Source organism: Nocardia sp. BMG111209 (assembly GCF_000381925.1).
In the GTDB taxonomy this organism is placed as follows: Bacteria; Actinomycetota; Actinomycetes; order Mycobacteriales; family Mycobacteriaceae; genus Nocardia.
Map to the genome: position 1 here is coordinate 155310 of NZ_KB907307.1, position 15792 is coordinate 171101.

At 69.6% G+C, this 15792-nt stretch carries 15 protein-coding genes; 5 read left to right on the forward strand and 10 right to left on the reverse strand.

The window, feature by feature from the left end; translation table 11 throughout:
* Nucleotides 1-200: 200 nt before the first annotated feature.
* Together G361_RS0100690 and G361_RS0100695 are read left to right on the forward strand one after the other, a co-directional pair.
* Nucleotides 201-383 (forward strand): hypothetical protein, encoded by a 183-nt coding sequence (locus G361_RS0100690; protein WP_019925111.1) that lies wholly within the window; start codon nucleotides 201-203, stop codon nucleotides 381-383.
* Nucleotides 380-1456: a phosphotransferase gene (locus G361_RS0100695; RefSeq protein ID WP_369797861.1), complete on the forward strand. Its 1077-nt coding sequence runs from the start codon at nucleotides 380-382 to the stop codon at nucleotides 1454-1456. Before G361_RS0100690 ends, G361_RS0100695 begins: the two co-directional genes overlap by 4 nt.
* Here G361_RS0100695 and G361_RS0100700 read toward each other — a convergent pair.
* The gene (locus tag G361_RS0100700) at nucleotides 1453-3687 is read right to left on the reverse strand and encodes a glycoside hydrolase family 3 C-terminal domain-containing protein (RefSeq protein WP_019925113.1); all 2235 of its coding nucleotides are present in this window, start codon (nucleotides 3685-3687) and stop codon (nucleotides 1453-1455) included. The two genes, G361_RS0100695 and G361_RS0100700, sit on opposite strands and share 4 nt — an antisense overlap.
* Nucleotides 3688-3826: 139 nt before the next feature.
* Between G361_RS0100700 and G361_RS0100705 the strand changes: the two genes are divergently transcribed.
* Complete coding sequence (locus G361_RS0100705; protein ID WP_019925114.1) at nucleotides 3827-4411, forward strand: TetR/AcrR family transcriptional regulator; 585 nt, start codon at nucleotides 3827-3829, stop codon at nucleotides 4409-4411.
* A gap of 16 nt (nucleotides 4412-4427) precedes the next feature.
* Here G361_RS0100705 and G361_RS46535 read toward each other — a convergent pair whose 3' ends face one another.
* The 3 genes from G361_RS46535 to G361_RS0100720 are packed head-to-tail and all read right to left on the reverse strand — an operon-like array spanning nucleotide 4428 to nucleotide 6209.
* The gene (locus tag G361_RS46535) at nucleotides 4428-4916 is read right to left on the reverse strand and encodes a hypothetical protein (RefSeq protein ID WP_019925115.1); all 489 of its coding nucleotides are present in this window, start codon (nucleotides 4914-4916) and stop codon (nucleotides 4428-4430) included.
* 11 nt (nucleotides 4917-4927) lie between these two features.
* A complete protein-coding gene (locus tag G361_RS0100715) occupies nucleotides 4928-5722 on the reverse strand; it encodes a class I SAM-dependent methyltransferase (protein ID WP_019925116.1) in 795 nt (264 codons plus the stop codon).
* Nucleotides 5723-5738: 16 nt separating this feature from the next.
* Nucleotides 5739-6209, reverse strand: coding sequence for a MarR family winged helix-turn-helix transcriptional regulator (locus G361_RS0100720; protein ID WP_019925117.1), 471 nt, complete (start codon nucleotides 6207-6209; stop codon nucleotides 5739-5741).
* A gap of 149 nt (nucleotides 6210-6358) precedes the next feature.
* Here G361_RS0100720 and G361_RS41710 point away from each other — a divergent pair, with 149 nt between their 5' ends.
* Complete coding sequence (locus G361_RS41710; protein WP_019925118.1) at nucleotides 6359-8101, forward strand: ABC transporter ATP-binding protein; 1743 nt, start codon at nucleotides 6359-6361, stop codon at nucleotides 8099-8101.
* Here the strand turns inward: G361_RS41710 and G361_RS0100730 are convergent.
* On the reverse strand, nucleotides 8098-9183 hold the full coding sequence (locus G361_RS0100730; RefSeq protein ID WP_019925119.1) for a diacylglycerol kinase: 1086 nt from the start codon (nucleotides 9181-9183) through the stop codon (nucleotides 8098-8100). The genes G361_RS41710 and G361_RS0100730 overlap by 4 nt on opposite strands.
* A 104-nt stretch (nucleotides 9184-9287) precedes the next feature.
* Here G361_RS0100730 and G361_RS0100735 point away from each other — a divergent pair, with 104 nt between their 5' ends.
* On the forward strand, nucleotides 9288-10022 hold the full coding sequence (locus G361_RS0100735; protein WP_026342558.1) for a glucose 1-dehydrogenase: 735 nt from the start codon (nucleotides 9288-9290) through the stop codon (nucleotides 10020-10022).
* Nucleotides 10023-10103: 81 nt separating this feature from the next.
* Here the strand turns inward: G361_RS0100735 and G361_RS0100740 are convergent, their stop codons facing one another.
* From G361_RS0100740 to G361_RS0100760, 5 genes are all read right to left on the reverse strand, one after another.
* Nucleotides 10104-11348, reverse strand: coding sequence for a cytochrome P450 (locus G361_RS0100740; protein WP_019925121.1), 1245 nt, complete (start codon nucleotides 11346-11348; stop codon nucleotides 10104-10106).
* A 358-nt stretch (nucleotides 11349-11706) separates the two neighbouring features.
* Nucleotides 11707-12294 carry a TetR/AcrR family transcriptional regulator gene (locus G361_RS0100745; RefSeq protein WP_019925122.1) on the reverse strand — a complete coding sequence of 196 codons (588 nt, stop codon included), beginning with the start codon at nucleotides 12292-12294 and terminating at the stop codon, nucleotides 11707-11709.
* Between the two features lie 47 nt (nucleotides 12295-12341).
* A complete protein-coding gene (locus G361_RS0100750) occupies nucleotides 12342-13961 on the reverse strand; it encodes an acyl-CoA synthetase (protein WP_019925123.1) in 1620 nt (539 codons plus the stop codon).
* A 23-nt stretch (nucleotides 13962-13984) separates the two neighbouring features.
* Nucleotides 13985-15241, reverse strand: a complete 1257-nt coding sequence (locus G361_RS0100755; RefSeq protein WP_019925124.1) for a hypothetical protein — start codon at nucleotides 15239-15241, stop codon at nucleotides 13985-13987.
* Nucleotides 15235-15786: a nuclear transport factor 2 family protein gene (locus tag G361_RS0100760; RefSeq protein ID WP_019925125.1), complete on the reverse strand. Its 552-nt coding sequence runs from the start codon at nucleotides 15784-15786 to the stop codon at nucleotides 15235-15237. Before G361_RS0100760 ends, G361_RS0100755 begins: the two co-directional genes overlap by 7 nt.
* Nucleotides 15787-15792: the final 6 nt, after the last annotated feature.

Sequence of the window (15792 nt, forward strand, 5' to 3'; positions counted from 1 at the left end):
CGTCCCGGATTCGTATCCGTCGATCGCGGTTCGTCGCGATGCCGGGGTAATTGGTACTGCGAGACATACTATCCGGCGGTCGTCTCGGTTCGGGGGAGTCGCGCCGGATTGGGGGCGATCGGAAACGGCCGATTGTTGTCGCTGATACAGTGAAGCTTACTGTAACGGTGCTCGGCCAGCGTGGAGAAGGTGTTCGGCTCATGAGCGAGGTGGCAACGGATCTCGCGGCGATCGTGGAACTCCATCAGCGCGTTCGAGGGATCGTCGCGGCATCGGCTGCCGCCGAAACCCGCGCGAAACTGTACTGTAAGGTTTACAGTTTCTTCCACCCGGTGCGGCCGTGGCCGGTCGGTCCGGAGCCCGGGTCGGGAAGCGATGAGTGAGGTACCCAGTGGCGCAACAGTTCTCGGAGGCTCCGCTGGAGCGCCCCGCCGACCTCACCACCGAGTGGTTGACCACAACGCTGGGTGCGGGCACCGTCACCGAGTTCCGGTGCGAGCGGATCGGTACCGGCCAGGTCAGCGACTGTTACCGCGTCGCACTGGAATACGCGCCGGGCGGCAGCGGTCCGCGCTCGGTCGTGCTGAAGGTCGCCGCCGAGGATCCCACCAGCCGGCAGACCGGATCGGCGATGGGGTTGTACGAGAGCGAGGTCCGGTTCTACCGCGAGATCGCCCCGCATCTGACCGCCGGACCGATCCCGGCCTGTCATCACGCCGCGATCGATCCCGGTACCGGATGTTTCGATCTGATGCTCGGTGACGCCGCCCCCGCCGTCGTCGGCGACGAGATCCTCGGCGCGACAATCGAACAGGCCGAGGCGGCGGTCCGCGGACTGGGCCGCTGGCACGCCCTGGTCGCCGCCGCGCCGGAGCTGACCGAGGCGGCCTGGCTGGAGCGCGGATCGCTGCTGAACCAGGCGCTGTTCGAACAGCTCTACGCGCTGTTCCTTGACCGCTACGGCGAGCGGATCACCGCACCGCAACGCACCGTCTGTGACCGTCTGGTCGGGCATTTCGACGCCTACGCCGCCACCACCACGACGCTGACCCGCGGTCTGGTCCACGGCGACTACCGGCTGGACAACCTGCTGTTCGGCGGGCCCGGCGCGGAAAGGCCACTGGTCGTGGTGGATTGGCAGGGCGTGATGGCCGGACCGGTGCGCACCGACCTGTCCTACTTCCTCGGCGGCGCGCTGCGCGTGGCGGACCGCCGCGCGCACTACGACGACCTGCTGTCCGCGTATCACGCCGAGCTGGGCGCGAATTCGCCGCCGCCCCCGGCGCAGGTGCGCGACGAGGTGCGGGCGCTCGCCTTCATGGGTGTCACGATGGCGATCGCGGCCTCGGTCGTCGTCGAACGCACCGAGCGCGGGGACCGGCTGTTCCTGACCATGCTGGACCGGCACTGCGCACACGTCCTGGACACCGGTGCGCTGGAACTGCTTCCGGGCTAACCGTGCTCGACGGCCGTGCGGATCCGGTCCACCAGATCGCCCGCGTCGCCGCCTGCGAAGGAGGCCAGCATCCCGAGCGGGATCGACATCACCATCCGGGCGATGTCCATACCCAGCGCGGTCCCGCCGCCGTCGGCGGGCATCATCTGCTGCAGCAGCGGGATCACGGCCGCGGCCGCCGCCGGATCGGCGAGCAGTTCGCCGAGGGTCGTGTCGCCGTCCACGGACAGCGGGACGGTGTCGCCGGTGACGGTGACGGTCCGCCGCAACCGGAGATCGGCGCCGGAGGCCGCCGCGGCGATCTCGTAATCGCCCGGTTCGACCACCCAGTCGTCGATGCGAATGTCCCAGTAGGCCAGATCTTCTCGGCGGATCGCGACGGTGACGTCGGCGGTCTGACCGGGTTCCAGCGTGACCTCCGCGAAACCCTTCAGCTCGCGGACCGCGCGGGTGTGCGCCGAGCCGGGCAGTCCGGCGTAGAACTGCACGATCTCGCGTCCGGCGCGGGTCCCGGTGTTGGTGACCGCGACGGTGGCGGTGATGCCGTCCTCGCCGGACTCGAGCCGCAGGTCCGTGTAGCCGAAGGTGGTGTAGGACAAGCCGTGTCCGAACGGGAACGCGACCTCGATCCCGCGCGCGTCGTACCAGCGGTAGCCGACGAACAGTCCCTCCGCGTACCGGGTGTGGGAGAACCCGCCCGGGAATTCGAGATAGGAGGGGACGTCCTCGAGCCGGGCGGGAACCGTCTCGGCCAGTTTGCCGGAGGGATTGACCACCCCGTAGAGCACCTCGGCGATCGCGGAACCGCCGGCCTGGCCGAGCAGCGCCCCGTCGAGGATCGCGGGCGCCAGTTCGGTGACCGGGGTCAGCCGCAGTACGCCGCCGTGCGCGAGCACGACCACGATATTCCCTTGTACGGCAGCGATTTCGCGCAGCAGGGTGAGCTGCTCACCGGGCAACTCGAGGTGATCGCGGTCGAAACCCTCGGACTCCTGTCCCGCGTCGACACCCAGGAACAGCACCGCCACCTCCGCCGATCGCGCGAGTTCGACGGCCTCGCGCCGCAGGGCCGCGGCGTCGCCGCTGCCGTCGGTGGTGAACCCGGCCGCGAACGGCACCTCGGATCCGGCCACCCGCCGGATCTCGTCGAGCGGGATGTCCAGGCGGGTGGGATTCACATGTGAGCTGCCACCGCCCTGATAGCGCGGGGTGCGGGCGAATTCGCCGATCACGACGGCGGATTGCGCGCGGTCCAGCGGCAGCAGTTCGTTCTCGTTGCGCAACAGGACGATTGCGCGGGCGGCGATGCGCGCGGCGAGCGCGTGGTGGGCGTCGCGATCGAATCCGGCTTCCGGCGCACCGGCCGCCGCGATCCGGGCCGACAGCGCGGCGACCCGGCCGGCGGCCCGCTCCACCGCCGCGGCCGGTAGCTCACCGCGGGCCACCGCGGCCACGATGCGTTCGTCGCCCCCCGGATCGGGGCCGGGCATCGCCAGATCCACCCCGGCCGCGACGGCGGCGGGCCGATCGCGCACCGCACCCCAATCGCTGACGACGACCCCGTCGAAACCCCATTCGCCGCGCAGCACCTCGGTCAGCAGCCAGCGGTCCTCCGATACCCGCACGCCGTTGAGCCGGTTGTACGAGCACATCACCGTCCACGGCCGGGCGGCGCGGACGATCCGCGCGAAGCCGCGCAGATAGATCTCCCGCAGGGTGCGCGGGTCGATATCGGAACTGGCTCGCATCCGGTCGTTCTCGGCGTTGTTGGCGGCGAAATGCTTCACCGACGCGCCGACGCCCTGTGCCTGCAACCCGTTCACCCACGCCGCGCCGAGTTCGCCGGTGAGGTACGGATCCTCGGAGAGGTATTCGAAATTGCGCCCGCCGCGCGGGTCCCGCTTGATGTTCACCCCCGGGCCCAGCAGCACCCCGACCCCTTCGGCCCGGCACTCCCGGCCCAGCGCCGCGCCGACCTCCCCGGCCGACGCGACACTCCAGGTCTGGGCCAGCGCGACCGCGGGCGGGAAGCAGGTCGCGGGCACGCTCTCGCCGATGCCGAGATGATCGGTCTCCCCGGTCTGCTTACGCAGGCCGTGCGGCCCGTCGTGCAGGGTGAACGCCGCCGTGCCGCCCACCTCCCGGGTGGACCAGAACGAGGCGCCACCGGTGAGCGCGGCCTGCTGCGCGACCGCGGAATCCCCGGTGTGATCCGGCACCGTCGACGTCATTCGTTCCTCCCGGCAGGTATCCGGCCCACCTCGGTGGCGCGACCGTCGAACGAAAACAGAATGGCATGCGGGATTCGTCTCGGCAAGGAGCGCGGTCCGCGCGGCGGAAGTCCCACCGGCGGCTCCGTACCATGCACCCATGGCGAGGCGTGGTCCCTACAGCAAGGGTGTCGAGAAGCGGGCGGAGATCCTCGACACCGCGCTGGCGATCGTCGCGCGGCACGGCTACGGGCAGGCGACGGTGAAGCAGATCGCCGACGCGGTCGGGCTCAGCCAGAACGGCCTGCTGCACTATTTCGGATCCAAGGACGCGCTGTTCACCGAGATCCTGCGCCGGCGCGACGAGATCGACCTGGCGACCTACGGCTCGCCGCCTGCCGACCTCGGCGCGCGGCTGTCGGAACTGGTCGCGCACAACGCCGCGGTGCCCGGCTTCGTCGAACTGCACGCCCGCCTCACCCACGAGGCCACCGAGACCGGTCACCTGTCCCACGACTACTTCCGCGACCGGTACGAGACGATCCGCGCGATCGGCCGCGAGGTCCTCGGGCAGTTGCGCGAGCGCGGCGAGATCGCACCCGGACTCGACCCGGATCGGTTGTCCCCGTTGCTGTTCGCGGTGATCGACGGATTGCAGACCCAATGGCTGTACGACCGGGACGTCGATATGCCCGCGCTCGTGGGCTATTTCGTCGAACTGCTCGGCGCCCGGCCACCGGCGTGAGCGCCACGCTGCCGGATCAGCGGCGATCGAGGATGCGCCGCACGACCTGTTCGCGCGAGCCGGCGCCCTGCGGATCGGTGGCGTAGCCGGTACCGGCGTCGAAAAGGGCTGCTGCGTAGATCGTTTCGAGCTGCTCCAGCGTCGCGGTATCGGGCTGCGGACCCAGCGCCGCCCGGATGCGATGCCGGATCTCGCTCGCGGTGCGGGCCCGCAGGTGCAGCACGTCGAGGGCATCGGATTCCAGGCGACCGCGATTCGCGCGAGCCTGCGCCGAAGACAGCTGCCGCCACAGCAATTCGGAGATCAGCTGCACATCGGTGGCGAACCAGGTCTGCGCCGATTCGAGATCGACACCCGCCTCCCCGGCGATCGCCGCGACCGTGAGACTCCCGAAGCCGGTGCGCACGATGACCGTCCGGGCCGACTCCAGGAGTACCTCGAACATCGCGGCCCGGTCCACCGGCGCCGCACCCGGCCGGACTGTGGTGGACGGTAGATCGGACATGTGTCCAAATGCTAGTCCGGGCGACTGGGTGGAGCAAGGCGGAATCCACTGACCGGTTTGGTGGCCTCGACGAGGGTGCGGGTGGAGTGGGCGACGAACGGTCCGTCCCGCCGGATCTGCTCGTGGAGGCGGCGCAGGCGGTCGCGGTGCAGGTCGACGGTGAAGCCGGGGACCAGCCAGATGACCTTGCGCAGCAGATAGACCACCGCGCCGACGTCGTCGAACTCCATGCGCAGGCGCTCGGTGCGCTGGTCGACGATGTCCAGGCCGGCCGCGCGCGCGGCCGCGGCCTCCGCCTCGGGGTGACGCCCGCGGCGGGCGCGGGGCTGGGGGCCGAGGAAGTATTCGACCAGCTCGAATACGCTGGCCGGTCCGACGTGTTGCGCGAAATAGGTGCCACCGGGTTGCAGGACGCGGGCGATCTCGTCCCACCAGACGGTCGCCGGATGCCGGCAGGTGACCAGGTCGAAGGCCGCGTCCGCGAACGGCAGCGGCGGCCGGTCGGGGGTGGCGACCACGACCGCGCCGCGCGGATGCAGCAGTGCGGTGGCCCTGGCGATATTCGGCGGCCACGACTCGGTGGCGACCATGGTGGGCGGGAAGGACTTCGACCCGGCGAGGACCTCCCCGCCGCCGGTCTGGATATCCAGTGCGGCGGTGGCGGTTTCGAGCCGGGCGCTCATCGACCGCTGGTAGCCCCAGGACGGGCGGGCCTCGGTGGCTCGGCCGTCGAGCCAGGCGAAGTCCCAGCCGTCCACGGATGCCGATGCGGCCTCGGCCACCAATTCCTCGAAAACGGGTTTCATAGGCCGAGTGTGCGGGTCAGCGGGCCTGTTCACCATCGAGTTTCGGGGCCGGCGATTCCGGCTCCGCCGGGTCGCGCAGCTGCGCCAGCAGTGCGCCGAGGGTTGCGCGCTGATCGGGGGACAGCGGCGCGAACACCTCGGCGGCCGCATGTCTGCGCGCCTCGGTGATGCGGGCGCGCACGGCCCGGCCCGCGTCGGTGGGCTCGAGCAGCGTGGACCGGCGGTTCGCCGGATCGGCGGTGCGGCGGACCAGACCGGCCGCCTCCAGCGCATCGATCACCGTGGTGACCGTGCGCGGCACCACATCGAGCTGGGTGGCCAGATCCACCATGCGCATCGGCCCGTCCGCGCGCACGATCGAGCGCAGCGCCCTGGCCTGCGCGGGGGTCAGCCCGAGCGGTGCCAGGTGTGCTGCCTGGTTGCGGCGCATCCGCTTCGAGACCTCGAAGAACAGGTCGGGCAGTTCGTTCTCCGCCGGGGTCGTCACGAGCTGAGCCTACCTCATTGTTGCGGGGAACAATTGTGAGTCATACTCAGTTACACCGGGCATCGATCGTCGAAGGAGTGCCCTTGCCGCGTCCACAACTTCGCCGGATACTCCGGCTCTTCGCTCCCTACCGGGGACAACTCACCGTCATGGCCCTGCTGGTGGCACTGTCCGCCGTCGTCTCGCTGGCCTCGCCGTTCCTGCTGCGCGCCGTGCTGGACGTGGCGCTGCCGCAGGGGCGTACCGGCCTGCTGACCGTGCTCGCCGCGGGCATGATCGCGGTCTCGGTCGCGACCAGCGTGTTCGGTGTGTCGCAGACCTACATCTCCACCGCGGTCGGGCAGCGGGTCATGCACGACCTGCGCACCGCCGTCTACGCCCGGTTGCAGCAGATGCCGCTGGCGTTCTTCACCACCACCCGCACCGGTGAGGTGCAGTCCCGCATCGCCAACGACATCGGCGGGATGCAGTCCACGGTCACCTCCACGGCGACCTCGCTGGTCTCCAACTTCACCGCGGTGACCGCGAGTGTCATCGCGATGATCGCGCTGGACTGGCGGCTCACGCTGGTCTCGCTGGTCATGCTGCCGTTCTTCGTGTGGGTCAGCCGCCGCGTCGGCAACGAACGCCGCCGCATCACCGCGCGCCGGCAGAAGCAGCTCGCGTCCATGTCCGCCATCGTGGAGGAGTCGCTGTCGGTCAGCGGAATCCTGCTGGGCCGCACCATGGGTCGCGCGCCCGCACTGACCCGCAACTTCGCGGGCGAGTCGCGGGAGCTGGCGGATCTCGAACTGCAGGCGAGTATGGCGGGCCGGTGGCGGCAGTCCACCATCCAGATGGTCATGTCCGCGATGCCCGCGGTGATCTACTGGGCGGCCGGATTGACTGTCTCGCACGGACATTCGCTGGTCTCGGTGGGTACCCTGGTCGCCTTCACCACCCTGCAGAGCGGGTTGCTGCGGCCGCTGGTCATGCTGTTGCAGACCGGCGTCGACATCCAGAGCTCACTGGCGCTGTTCGCGCGCATCTTCGAATACCTCGATCTCACCCCGGACATCACCGAGTCCGCGACGCCCGCGAAGCTGCCGCACATCACCGGCGCGGTGGACTTCGACCATGTCGGATTCGGTTACGACGGCGCCCCGGCCCCGGCGCTGGACGATGTCGACCTGCACGTGCCCGCGGGCTCCAGCCTGGCCGTGGTGGGTGAAACCGGTTCGGGCAAAACGACATTGAGTTACCTGGTGCCGCGGCTCTACGACGTGACGGCGGGCCGGGTGCGCATCGACGGCACGGATGTGCGGGAGCTGTCGTTCGCCGATCTGGCCCGTGCCGTCGGCGTGGTGTCGCAGGAGACCTACCTGTTCCACGCCACCGTCGCGGAGAACCTGCGCTTCGCCAAGCCGGACGCCACCGACGCGGAGTTGCACCGGGCGGCGCGCGCGGCCCAGATCCACGACCACATCGCGAGCCTGCCCGACGGCTACGACACCGTCGTGGGGGAGCGCGGCTACCGGTTCTCCGGCGGCGAGAAGCAGCGGCTGGCCCTGGCCCGCACGATCCTGCGGGATCCGCCGATCCTGGTGCTGGACGAGGCGACCAGTGCGCTGGACACCCGCACCGAGCGCGCGGTGCAGGATGCGGTGGACGCGCTCGCGGCGGGCCGCACCACCATCACCATCGCGCACCGGCTGTCCACCGTCCGCGACGCGGACCAGATCGTGGTGCTCGACCACGGCCGGATCGCCGAGCGCGGCACACACGACGAACTCGTCGCTCGCGGTGGCAGATACGCCGCGCTCCTGGCCCGCGCGGGCGAACTCGCCCCGGCAACGTTCGGTGATGTTCCCGAAAGTGATCACCCGGCACACGATTTCGCGGACAGCGCCTAGTGCTTCCGGGGCGCCCGGACCACGCCGGGCGCGGTGACCAGGGGTAGATCGAGGGTGGTGCGGATGCCGGGGGCGGCGGCGACCACCGCGGGGATCGCGTTCACGATCCGGCCCGCGGCCGCGACGATCGCGGCGTGGTTGTGATCGCCCTTGCGGCTGGTCGGGCAGATGTCCACGGAATACGAAGGCTCCCCGGTGATCTCGATGCGGTAGGAGCCGCCGGGCTGGGCGGGCTGCGGCCAGTCCGGGCACAGATCCGCGCGCAGGCGGGTGACGTGCTCGATCACGATCGCCGGATGCCCGCCGACCATGCCGCGCAATTCGAAACGCAGCGCCACCACGCCACCCTCGGGCACGTGCCCGACGGCGATGTCGAACGGTTCGGTGGCCGGAATCCGTTCGTAGTGTTCGGTGATCGTGTCCACGGTGACGCCGAGCCCGGCGGCCAGCTGCCGGATCGCCGGTCCCCACGCGATACTCAGCACGCCGGGCTGCAACAGCATCGGGATCTCGTCGATCGGCCTGCCGAAACCCATGACGTCGAACATGACCGTCGCGCCGTCGTAGGTGGCGTAGTCGGCGATCTCCATGCAGCGGACCTGTTCCACGGTCTGGCAGGTGCCGGTGAGGGCGAAGGGCAGCAGGTCGTTGGCGAAGCCGGGGTCGACGCCGGTGATGAACAGGCTCGAATTCCCTTGCCGCGCGGCATCTTCGATCGGCGTGATGAATTTCGGCGGCAGCACCTGCCAGGGATACTGCAACAGGCCCGGCGACGAGCCGACCACGTCGACGCCGGCGGCCAGCAGCCGGCGCACATCCTCGACCGCCTCCGGCAGCCGGGTGTCACCCATCGCGCAGTACACGACGCACTCCGGTTCCGTCGCCAGCAGCGCGTCGAGATCGCCGACCGCGGCGATGCCGGTGGTCACGTCGAGTCCCGCGAGTTCACCGGCGTCGCGGCCGACCTTGGCGGGGGTGGAGACGCAGACGCCGGTCAGCTCGTAGTGCGGGCTCTCGACGAGGCCGGTCAATGCCAGCCGGCCGACGTTCCCGGTGCCGACGTGGGCGACACGGATAGGCATGGATTCTCCTCGGTGCGTAGCGGTTCGGGCCGATCACAGGGTCCGGTCATATTTCTGGACAGTAGTCTGGATTGGCTTCCAGTCGGTATGTTAGCGTGACCGCCATGGGACGCGTAGACGGCAAAGTGGCACTCATCAGTGGCGGGGCGCGCGGCATGGGCGCGGCGCACGCGGAACTGCTCGTGGCCGAGGGCGCTCGGGTCGTCCTCGGTGACATCCTGGACGACGAGGGTGCCGCGGTTGCCGAGAAGCTCGGCGCCGCAGCGCGTTACGTCCATCTCGACGTCACCGAGCCGGAGCAGTGGGAGGCGGCGGTGGCCGAGGCGGTCACCTCCTTCGGCAAGCTCGACGTGCTCGTGAACAATGCCGGCATCATCAACGGCGGCCCCATCGAGAAGTTCGACCTCGGCAAGTGGCGGCGGATCCTCGACGTGAATCTCACCGGCACCTTTCTCGGGATCCGGTCGGTCGTGGAGCCGATGACCGTGGCCGGTGGCGGGTCGATCGTCAACGTGTCCTCGATCGAGGGCCTGCGCGGCGCCCCGTGGGCGCACGGGTACGTCGCGTCGAAATGGGGCGTGCGCGGGCTGGCCAAATCGGCGGCACTCGAATTGGCGCCCCGCAAGATCCGGATCAACTCGCTGCATCCGGGCCTGATCCGCACCCCGATGACCGAGCAGATCCCCGACGATCTGGTGACCATCCCGCTGGGCCGTCCCGCCCAGCCCGAAGAGGTCGCGACGTTCGTACTCTTCCTGGCCAGCGACGAATCCGCGTACGCGACCGGCGCGGAGTTCGTCGTCGACGGCGGTCTCGTGGTGGGAGTTCCGCACAAGTAGCGGCGAGAGTGCCTGCCCGACAGCAGGTTTGCTCGACAACAGCGGCCCGGGTGAACTCCACCCGGGCCGCCGCGGTTCCGTTCACCCGTACCGCACCGGCCAGTGCTTGATGCCGTTGATCCAGCCCGAGCGCAGGCGTTCCGGCGCCGCGACCTCCGACAGATCCGGTACGACCTCGGCGAGCGCGTTGAACATCAGGTCGATCTCCAGCCGGGCCAGATTCGCTCCGACACAGTAGTGCGCCCCGGTGCCGCCGAAGGCCAGGTGCGGATTCGGATCGCGCAGGATGTCGAACGAGAAGGGATTCTCGAAGGTGTCCTCGTCGAAATTGGCCGAGCTGTAGAACAATCCGACCCGCTGCCCGGCCCGGATGGTCTGCCCGCCGAGTTCGGTGTCCGCGGTGGCGGTGCGCTGGAACGCCGTCACCGGGGTGGCCCAGCGGACGATCTCGTCGGTGGCGGTGCGCGGGCGCTCCCGCCGGTACAGCTCCCACTGCCCGGGATTGTCGACGAACGCCTTCATCCCGTGGGTGATGGCGTTGCGGGTGGTCTCGTTGCCGGCCACCGCGAGCAGGATGACGAAGAAGCCGAACTCCTCGGAAGCCAGTGCCTCACCGTCGATATCGGCGTGCACGAGCTGACTCACGATGTCGCCGAGCGGATTCGCGCGCCGCGCCTCGGCCATGGCCCAGGCGTAGCCGAGGATCTCCATCGAGGCGAGCGTCGACGCGTCCGTGGTGACGGCGTCCCCGTACTCCGGATCGTCGTAGTTGAGCATCTGATTCGACCACTCGAACAGCTTGTGCCGATCGTCCTGCGGAACGCCGAGCAGTTCCGCGATCGCCTGCAGCGGCAGCTCACACGCCACCTGCTCGACGAAATCGCCGCTGCCCTGCTCGCGTGCGGCCGCCACGATGGCGGCCGCGCGCTCGGCCAGCGCGGCCCGCAACCCCTCCACGGCCCGCGGGCTGAACCCCTTCGAGATGATGCGCCGGATCTTGGTGTGCTTGGGCGGATCCATGTTCACCAGCAGCGCGCCGGTGAGTTCGATCTGCTCGGGGGTCACCTCACCGGGCAACCGGATGATCGACCCCTTCTGCTGCGAGGAGAACAGCTCCGAATTCCGCGAGATCTCCTTGATGTCCTCGTGTTTGGAGACGACCCAGTACCCCCCGTCCCGGAAACCGCCGGACTGCTCGTCGGCCTGCGGATTCCACCACACCGGCGCGGTCCGCCGCAGTTCGGCGAATTCCCTGACCGGATTGCGTGATTCCCAGAGACCCGGATCGGTGAAGTCGAAGCCGGCGGGGATGGACGGAGCTGACACTGCTTTCCTCCTGACGGGACCGACGTCCCTACGGGCCGGAAATCCTGCCCGGAAATCTGTCCGGACAAATGATGGACATCTGTCTGGACAGTACTATGAGGCGCGGCGCGCGACAAGACTCGCGACCGGGCCGAATGCCGCGGCATGCGGCGATCCGCACGCCGGTGCGGTGGTGCCGCAGTTGCGGGCCCTTCGGTGAAATTGGATGCAGCGGAACAGGTTCCGGACCGCTACGGGCATGCGGATACGCCCGCGGGCACCGGCGCGGTCACGGCGATTCGATCGGAGCCGCCGGTTCGGGTGTGGCGACGCGACGGCCCCGGCCGCGTGGGGACGGCCGGGCCGGCGCGGATTCGGGTCAGGAGTGGCGGTCGGCGAGGAGGCGGCGGGCCGAGATCTCGAGCAGGTCGGCCACCTGTTCGTAGGAGAGCAGGTTCATGCCGGCCTGGAGCAGGGCGCCGGAGTAGAGCAGTTCCAGCATCGACAGGCTCTCGGAATCGGTGGAACCGAGGGCGGCGGCGAGGCGGCCGCGGATCTCACTGCCGATCCGGACCCGCAGGTGGCGCACGTCCGGGTCGTCGCCGAGCAGCGCGCTGCTGACCGCGCTGGCCAGGGCCGGTTCGTCGGCCACCAGCAGCGAGACCTGGCGCAGGACCGCGACGACCCGGTCCGCCGGATCCGCGTCCTCGGTCTCGAGGGGCGGCGCGGCGATCAGGCGGCGCCAGTACACCTCCGAGATGAGGTGTTCCTTGGACGAGAAATACGTGTAGGCGGTGGCGGTGCCGACACCCGCGGCCGCGGCGACGAGTCGAATCGTGGTGCCGGAGTAGCCTTCCCGGGACAGCACGTCGACCGCGGCCGCGGTGAGGCGGTCGACGGTGTCGGCCTGTTTCTCGGTGAGGCGCCGTCGAGTCGCCTCGATGCCGGTGGATGCGAGTTCGGACATGTGTCTGAATCCTACTGTAGGGTCCGACCAGGGTCGTTGCGGCACGGTCAGCGGTCGCTGCCCACCCGATGATCGGGGGTGCGGGCGCCGGCGTAGTCCTTCGCCCAGCGGTAGTCGGGTTTGCCGCTGGGGGAGCGGACCACCGTATCGGCGATCCAGAGGGTGCGGGGCACCTTGTAGCCGGCCAGGTGGCTGCGGACGTGCGCGATCAGGTCCTCGAAGTCCGGGCCGTCGGCGCCGGTGGTGGCCACCACCGCGGCGACCTGCTGGCCCCAGCGCTCGTGCGCGATACCGACGACCACCGCGTCGAACACCGAATCATGGGCCTTGAGAACGCTTTCCACCTCCTCCACGAACACCTTCTCGCCGCCGGTGTTGATCACCATGTTGCCGCGGCCGAGCAGCGTGATGTAGCCGCCGTCCTCGGCGCGGGCCCGATCGTCGGTGACCACCATGCGCACGCCGTCGACCGTCTTGAACAGCTTCTCGGTCTTCGCGGTGTCCTTGTAGTAACCCAGTGGCACCGAACCGGTCTTGGCCAGCCAGCCCTCCTCGCCGACCGCGACGGGCCGGCCCTCGTCGTCGACCACCACGGCCCCGCGGCCGGTCTGCACGCGCGGGCCGCGGCCGGGATCGTCGTCCTTGGTGGCGAAACCCATTCCGCCGAAACCCGTTTCGGAGGAGCCGATGGAGTCGGAGATCAGGGCCGACGGGAAGCGTTCCAGCAGTGCGTTCTTCGCCTGCTGGGACAGCAGCGCGGCGCCGGAGGCGATCACCACCAGCGAACCGGTGTCGCAGTCGGCCTCGGCGTGCGCGTCCAGCAGCGGTCGCGCCATCGCGTCACCGGTGATCACCAGCACCATGGGCCGCTCCCGGATCACGGTGCGCCACACCGCCGCCGCGTCGAACCTCGACTCGAACACGACCGCGTTGCCGGTCCACAGCGCGGTGAAGGTGGGCATCATCGCCGACGGGTGGATCAGCGGCGGCAGGACCAGCCAGGTGGCGGGATCGGACTGCGCGCCGACGCGGGACTGCTGGTACTCGTCGGCGACGGGTTCACCGGTGTAGAAGTCGATACCGCCGCCGAGGACCCGCCACATGTCCTCCTGCCGCCACATCACGCCCTTCGGCAGGCCGGTGGTGCCGCCGGTGTACATCATGTACACGTCGTCGGCGCTGCGCTCGATCTTGCGCCGCGCCGGGGAGCCCGCGGCCAGGGCCGCTTCGTATTCCGTTGCGGTGCTGCGCAACCCGTCGCTGCCCAGATCGTCGTCGACGACGATCGCGTGCCGCACCCGGGGCACCCGCGCGAGTGCCGGTGCGGCGGCCGGTGCGTAGCTGCGGTGGTACACCAGCACGTCGAGGTCGGCGTTGTCGTAGAGGTAGACCAGTTCCTCGACGCCGTAGCGGTAGTTGACGTTGATCGGCACCGCGCGCAGCTTGAAGCAGGCGATCAGGGTCTCCATGGTCTCGATGCTGTTGTGCATCTGGAAACCGATATGGGCGCCGGGGCCCACACCGGCCGCGGCGAGATGATCGGCCAGCCGGTTGGCTCGCGCGTCGAGTTCGGCGAAGGTGATGCGGCGGTCGCCGTGGATCAGCGCGGTACGCCGGCCCATCGCGTCGACGGAGTGCTCGAACAGGTCAGCGAAGTTACGCGCCATGGTGTTTCGTCTCTCATCTGTGCTCAGACCACGGTCAACGGGAGCGGGATGCCGCGATCGGCGAACCGGAAATTCGCCCCGGAGCTGATCCTGGTGATCGCGACCTCGCCGGATTCGGCGAACGGCCGCTCGGCCGAACGGAATTCGATCAGGAGCTCGTCCGCGGTATCGCCGACCACGTGGGCCGCGTAGTGCGGATTCACCCCGCGCGCCATCGCCTCCAGCGGCGCCAGATGTTCGGCGTCGACCACCGCGGGCCAGACCCCGTCCGCGAGCGCCGCACTGCGGCGGGGCAGCCGCAGCCGCACCCCGCCGTCCGTGAGCTCGATCTCGATCCCGGTGTACCGCAACGGGTTCCACGCCGGATGCAGGCCCAGCACCCGCGCCAGTGCCGCATCGTCGTCGCCGAGACCCAGTGCCAGGCGCAGCCGTTCGGAGGTGATCCCCGCGATACCGGTGAACTGCTTGCGGAATATCTCGGCCGCCGCGTCGGTGCGGGCGGCGACCGCGATGCGGAAACCCATCGCCAGCAGATGGTGTTGCAGGCACACCTCGTCGGCGATGCGGATCAGCGCCGACCGGGAGAAGTCCGCGAACCGCAGATCGCTGAGCAGCGGGCCGGCGTAGTCGGCGTGGCCGGGATCGCCGGAATCGATGGGGTCCAACGACATTCCGGCCGCCCGGGAGCCGGCGAGGACATCCGAATTGGGCGGGATCGGCGGCGGCACGTGCGCGGGATCGATCACGACGGTCCACGCGCAGACCGGATGCCGGTCCGCGGGCACCCGCGGCGGCCGATGGATCGGCCGCACCTGCGCGTACGGATTGGTCGCCAGCGCGGTGGCATCGAAGGTGGGGTCCTCGATGTCGTGGCACATGGAACGCACATAGGACTCGCCCATCGGCTCGACATCGGCGAGCGCACCGCAGTGGTCCAGCCAGAATTCCCCGTGATCGTGGTCGTCGACCCGGAACCGGAAGTCCATGAACTGCGGCGGGGCGCCGATATCCAGTTGCAGCCCTTTGAAGATCGTCTCGACGCTGTCCCCGGCGAAGTTCAGCGCGCGCTGCATCCGCCGGGTGTAGACGGGACTGGCCACCTGCCACTCCTCGATCGCGACGGCGGTCATACCCTCGCGGCCGAAGGCGCCGATGCAGTGCGCCATACCGGAACGGTCGATCAGCTGCCCGCTCAGCAGCAGTTCGGGCACCAGTACGGCCAGTTCGGCCTGCGTCAGATCCGCGAAACCGCTGCGGCGCGAATCGGTCCCGCTCACCACAACGGCACCGGCGCTTCGCCGATGGGGTACCAGCCCGGCAGTTTCTCGCCCGAGGTGGCGCGGGTGATGCGCTGCTGCATCCCTGCCGAGAGCGCGTTACCGGTGATCATGTCGAGGAACAGCGCCGACACGTTGCCGAAGTCGAAGAAGTCGCGCTGCCACGACCACCGGAAGTCGCCGCCGTAGCGGAACCAGCTGCCGCCGATACCCTCCGGCGAGTAATGGCGCCCGTCGGGCCGGGTGCGGTCGCTGACCTGTTTCCACAGGCCGATCAGATTGCCGCTGCGGTCGTCGATGACCCAGTCCTGATACGGGTAGGTCCAGCCCTCGAGCCCGTCCATCTCCAATCCGATGGCGATATCGCGGATCTCGTCCCGGCCGACGGCCATGAATTCCTGTTTCGGGCCGTAGTTCCAGCCGTAGGTGGCGTCCTCGGTGTAGAACTCGGCCAGCGGCCGCCAGTCGCCGGCGGCCTCGCAGTCGCGGTTGGCCTGCAGCCAGCGCCGTACCATTTCGTCGAGTTCGGCGCGATCGAAATCGGCCATGGCAGT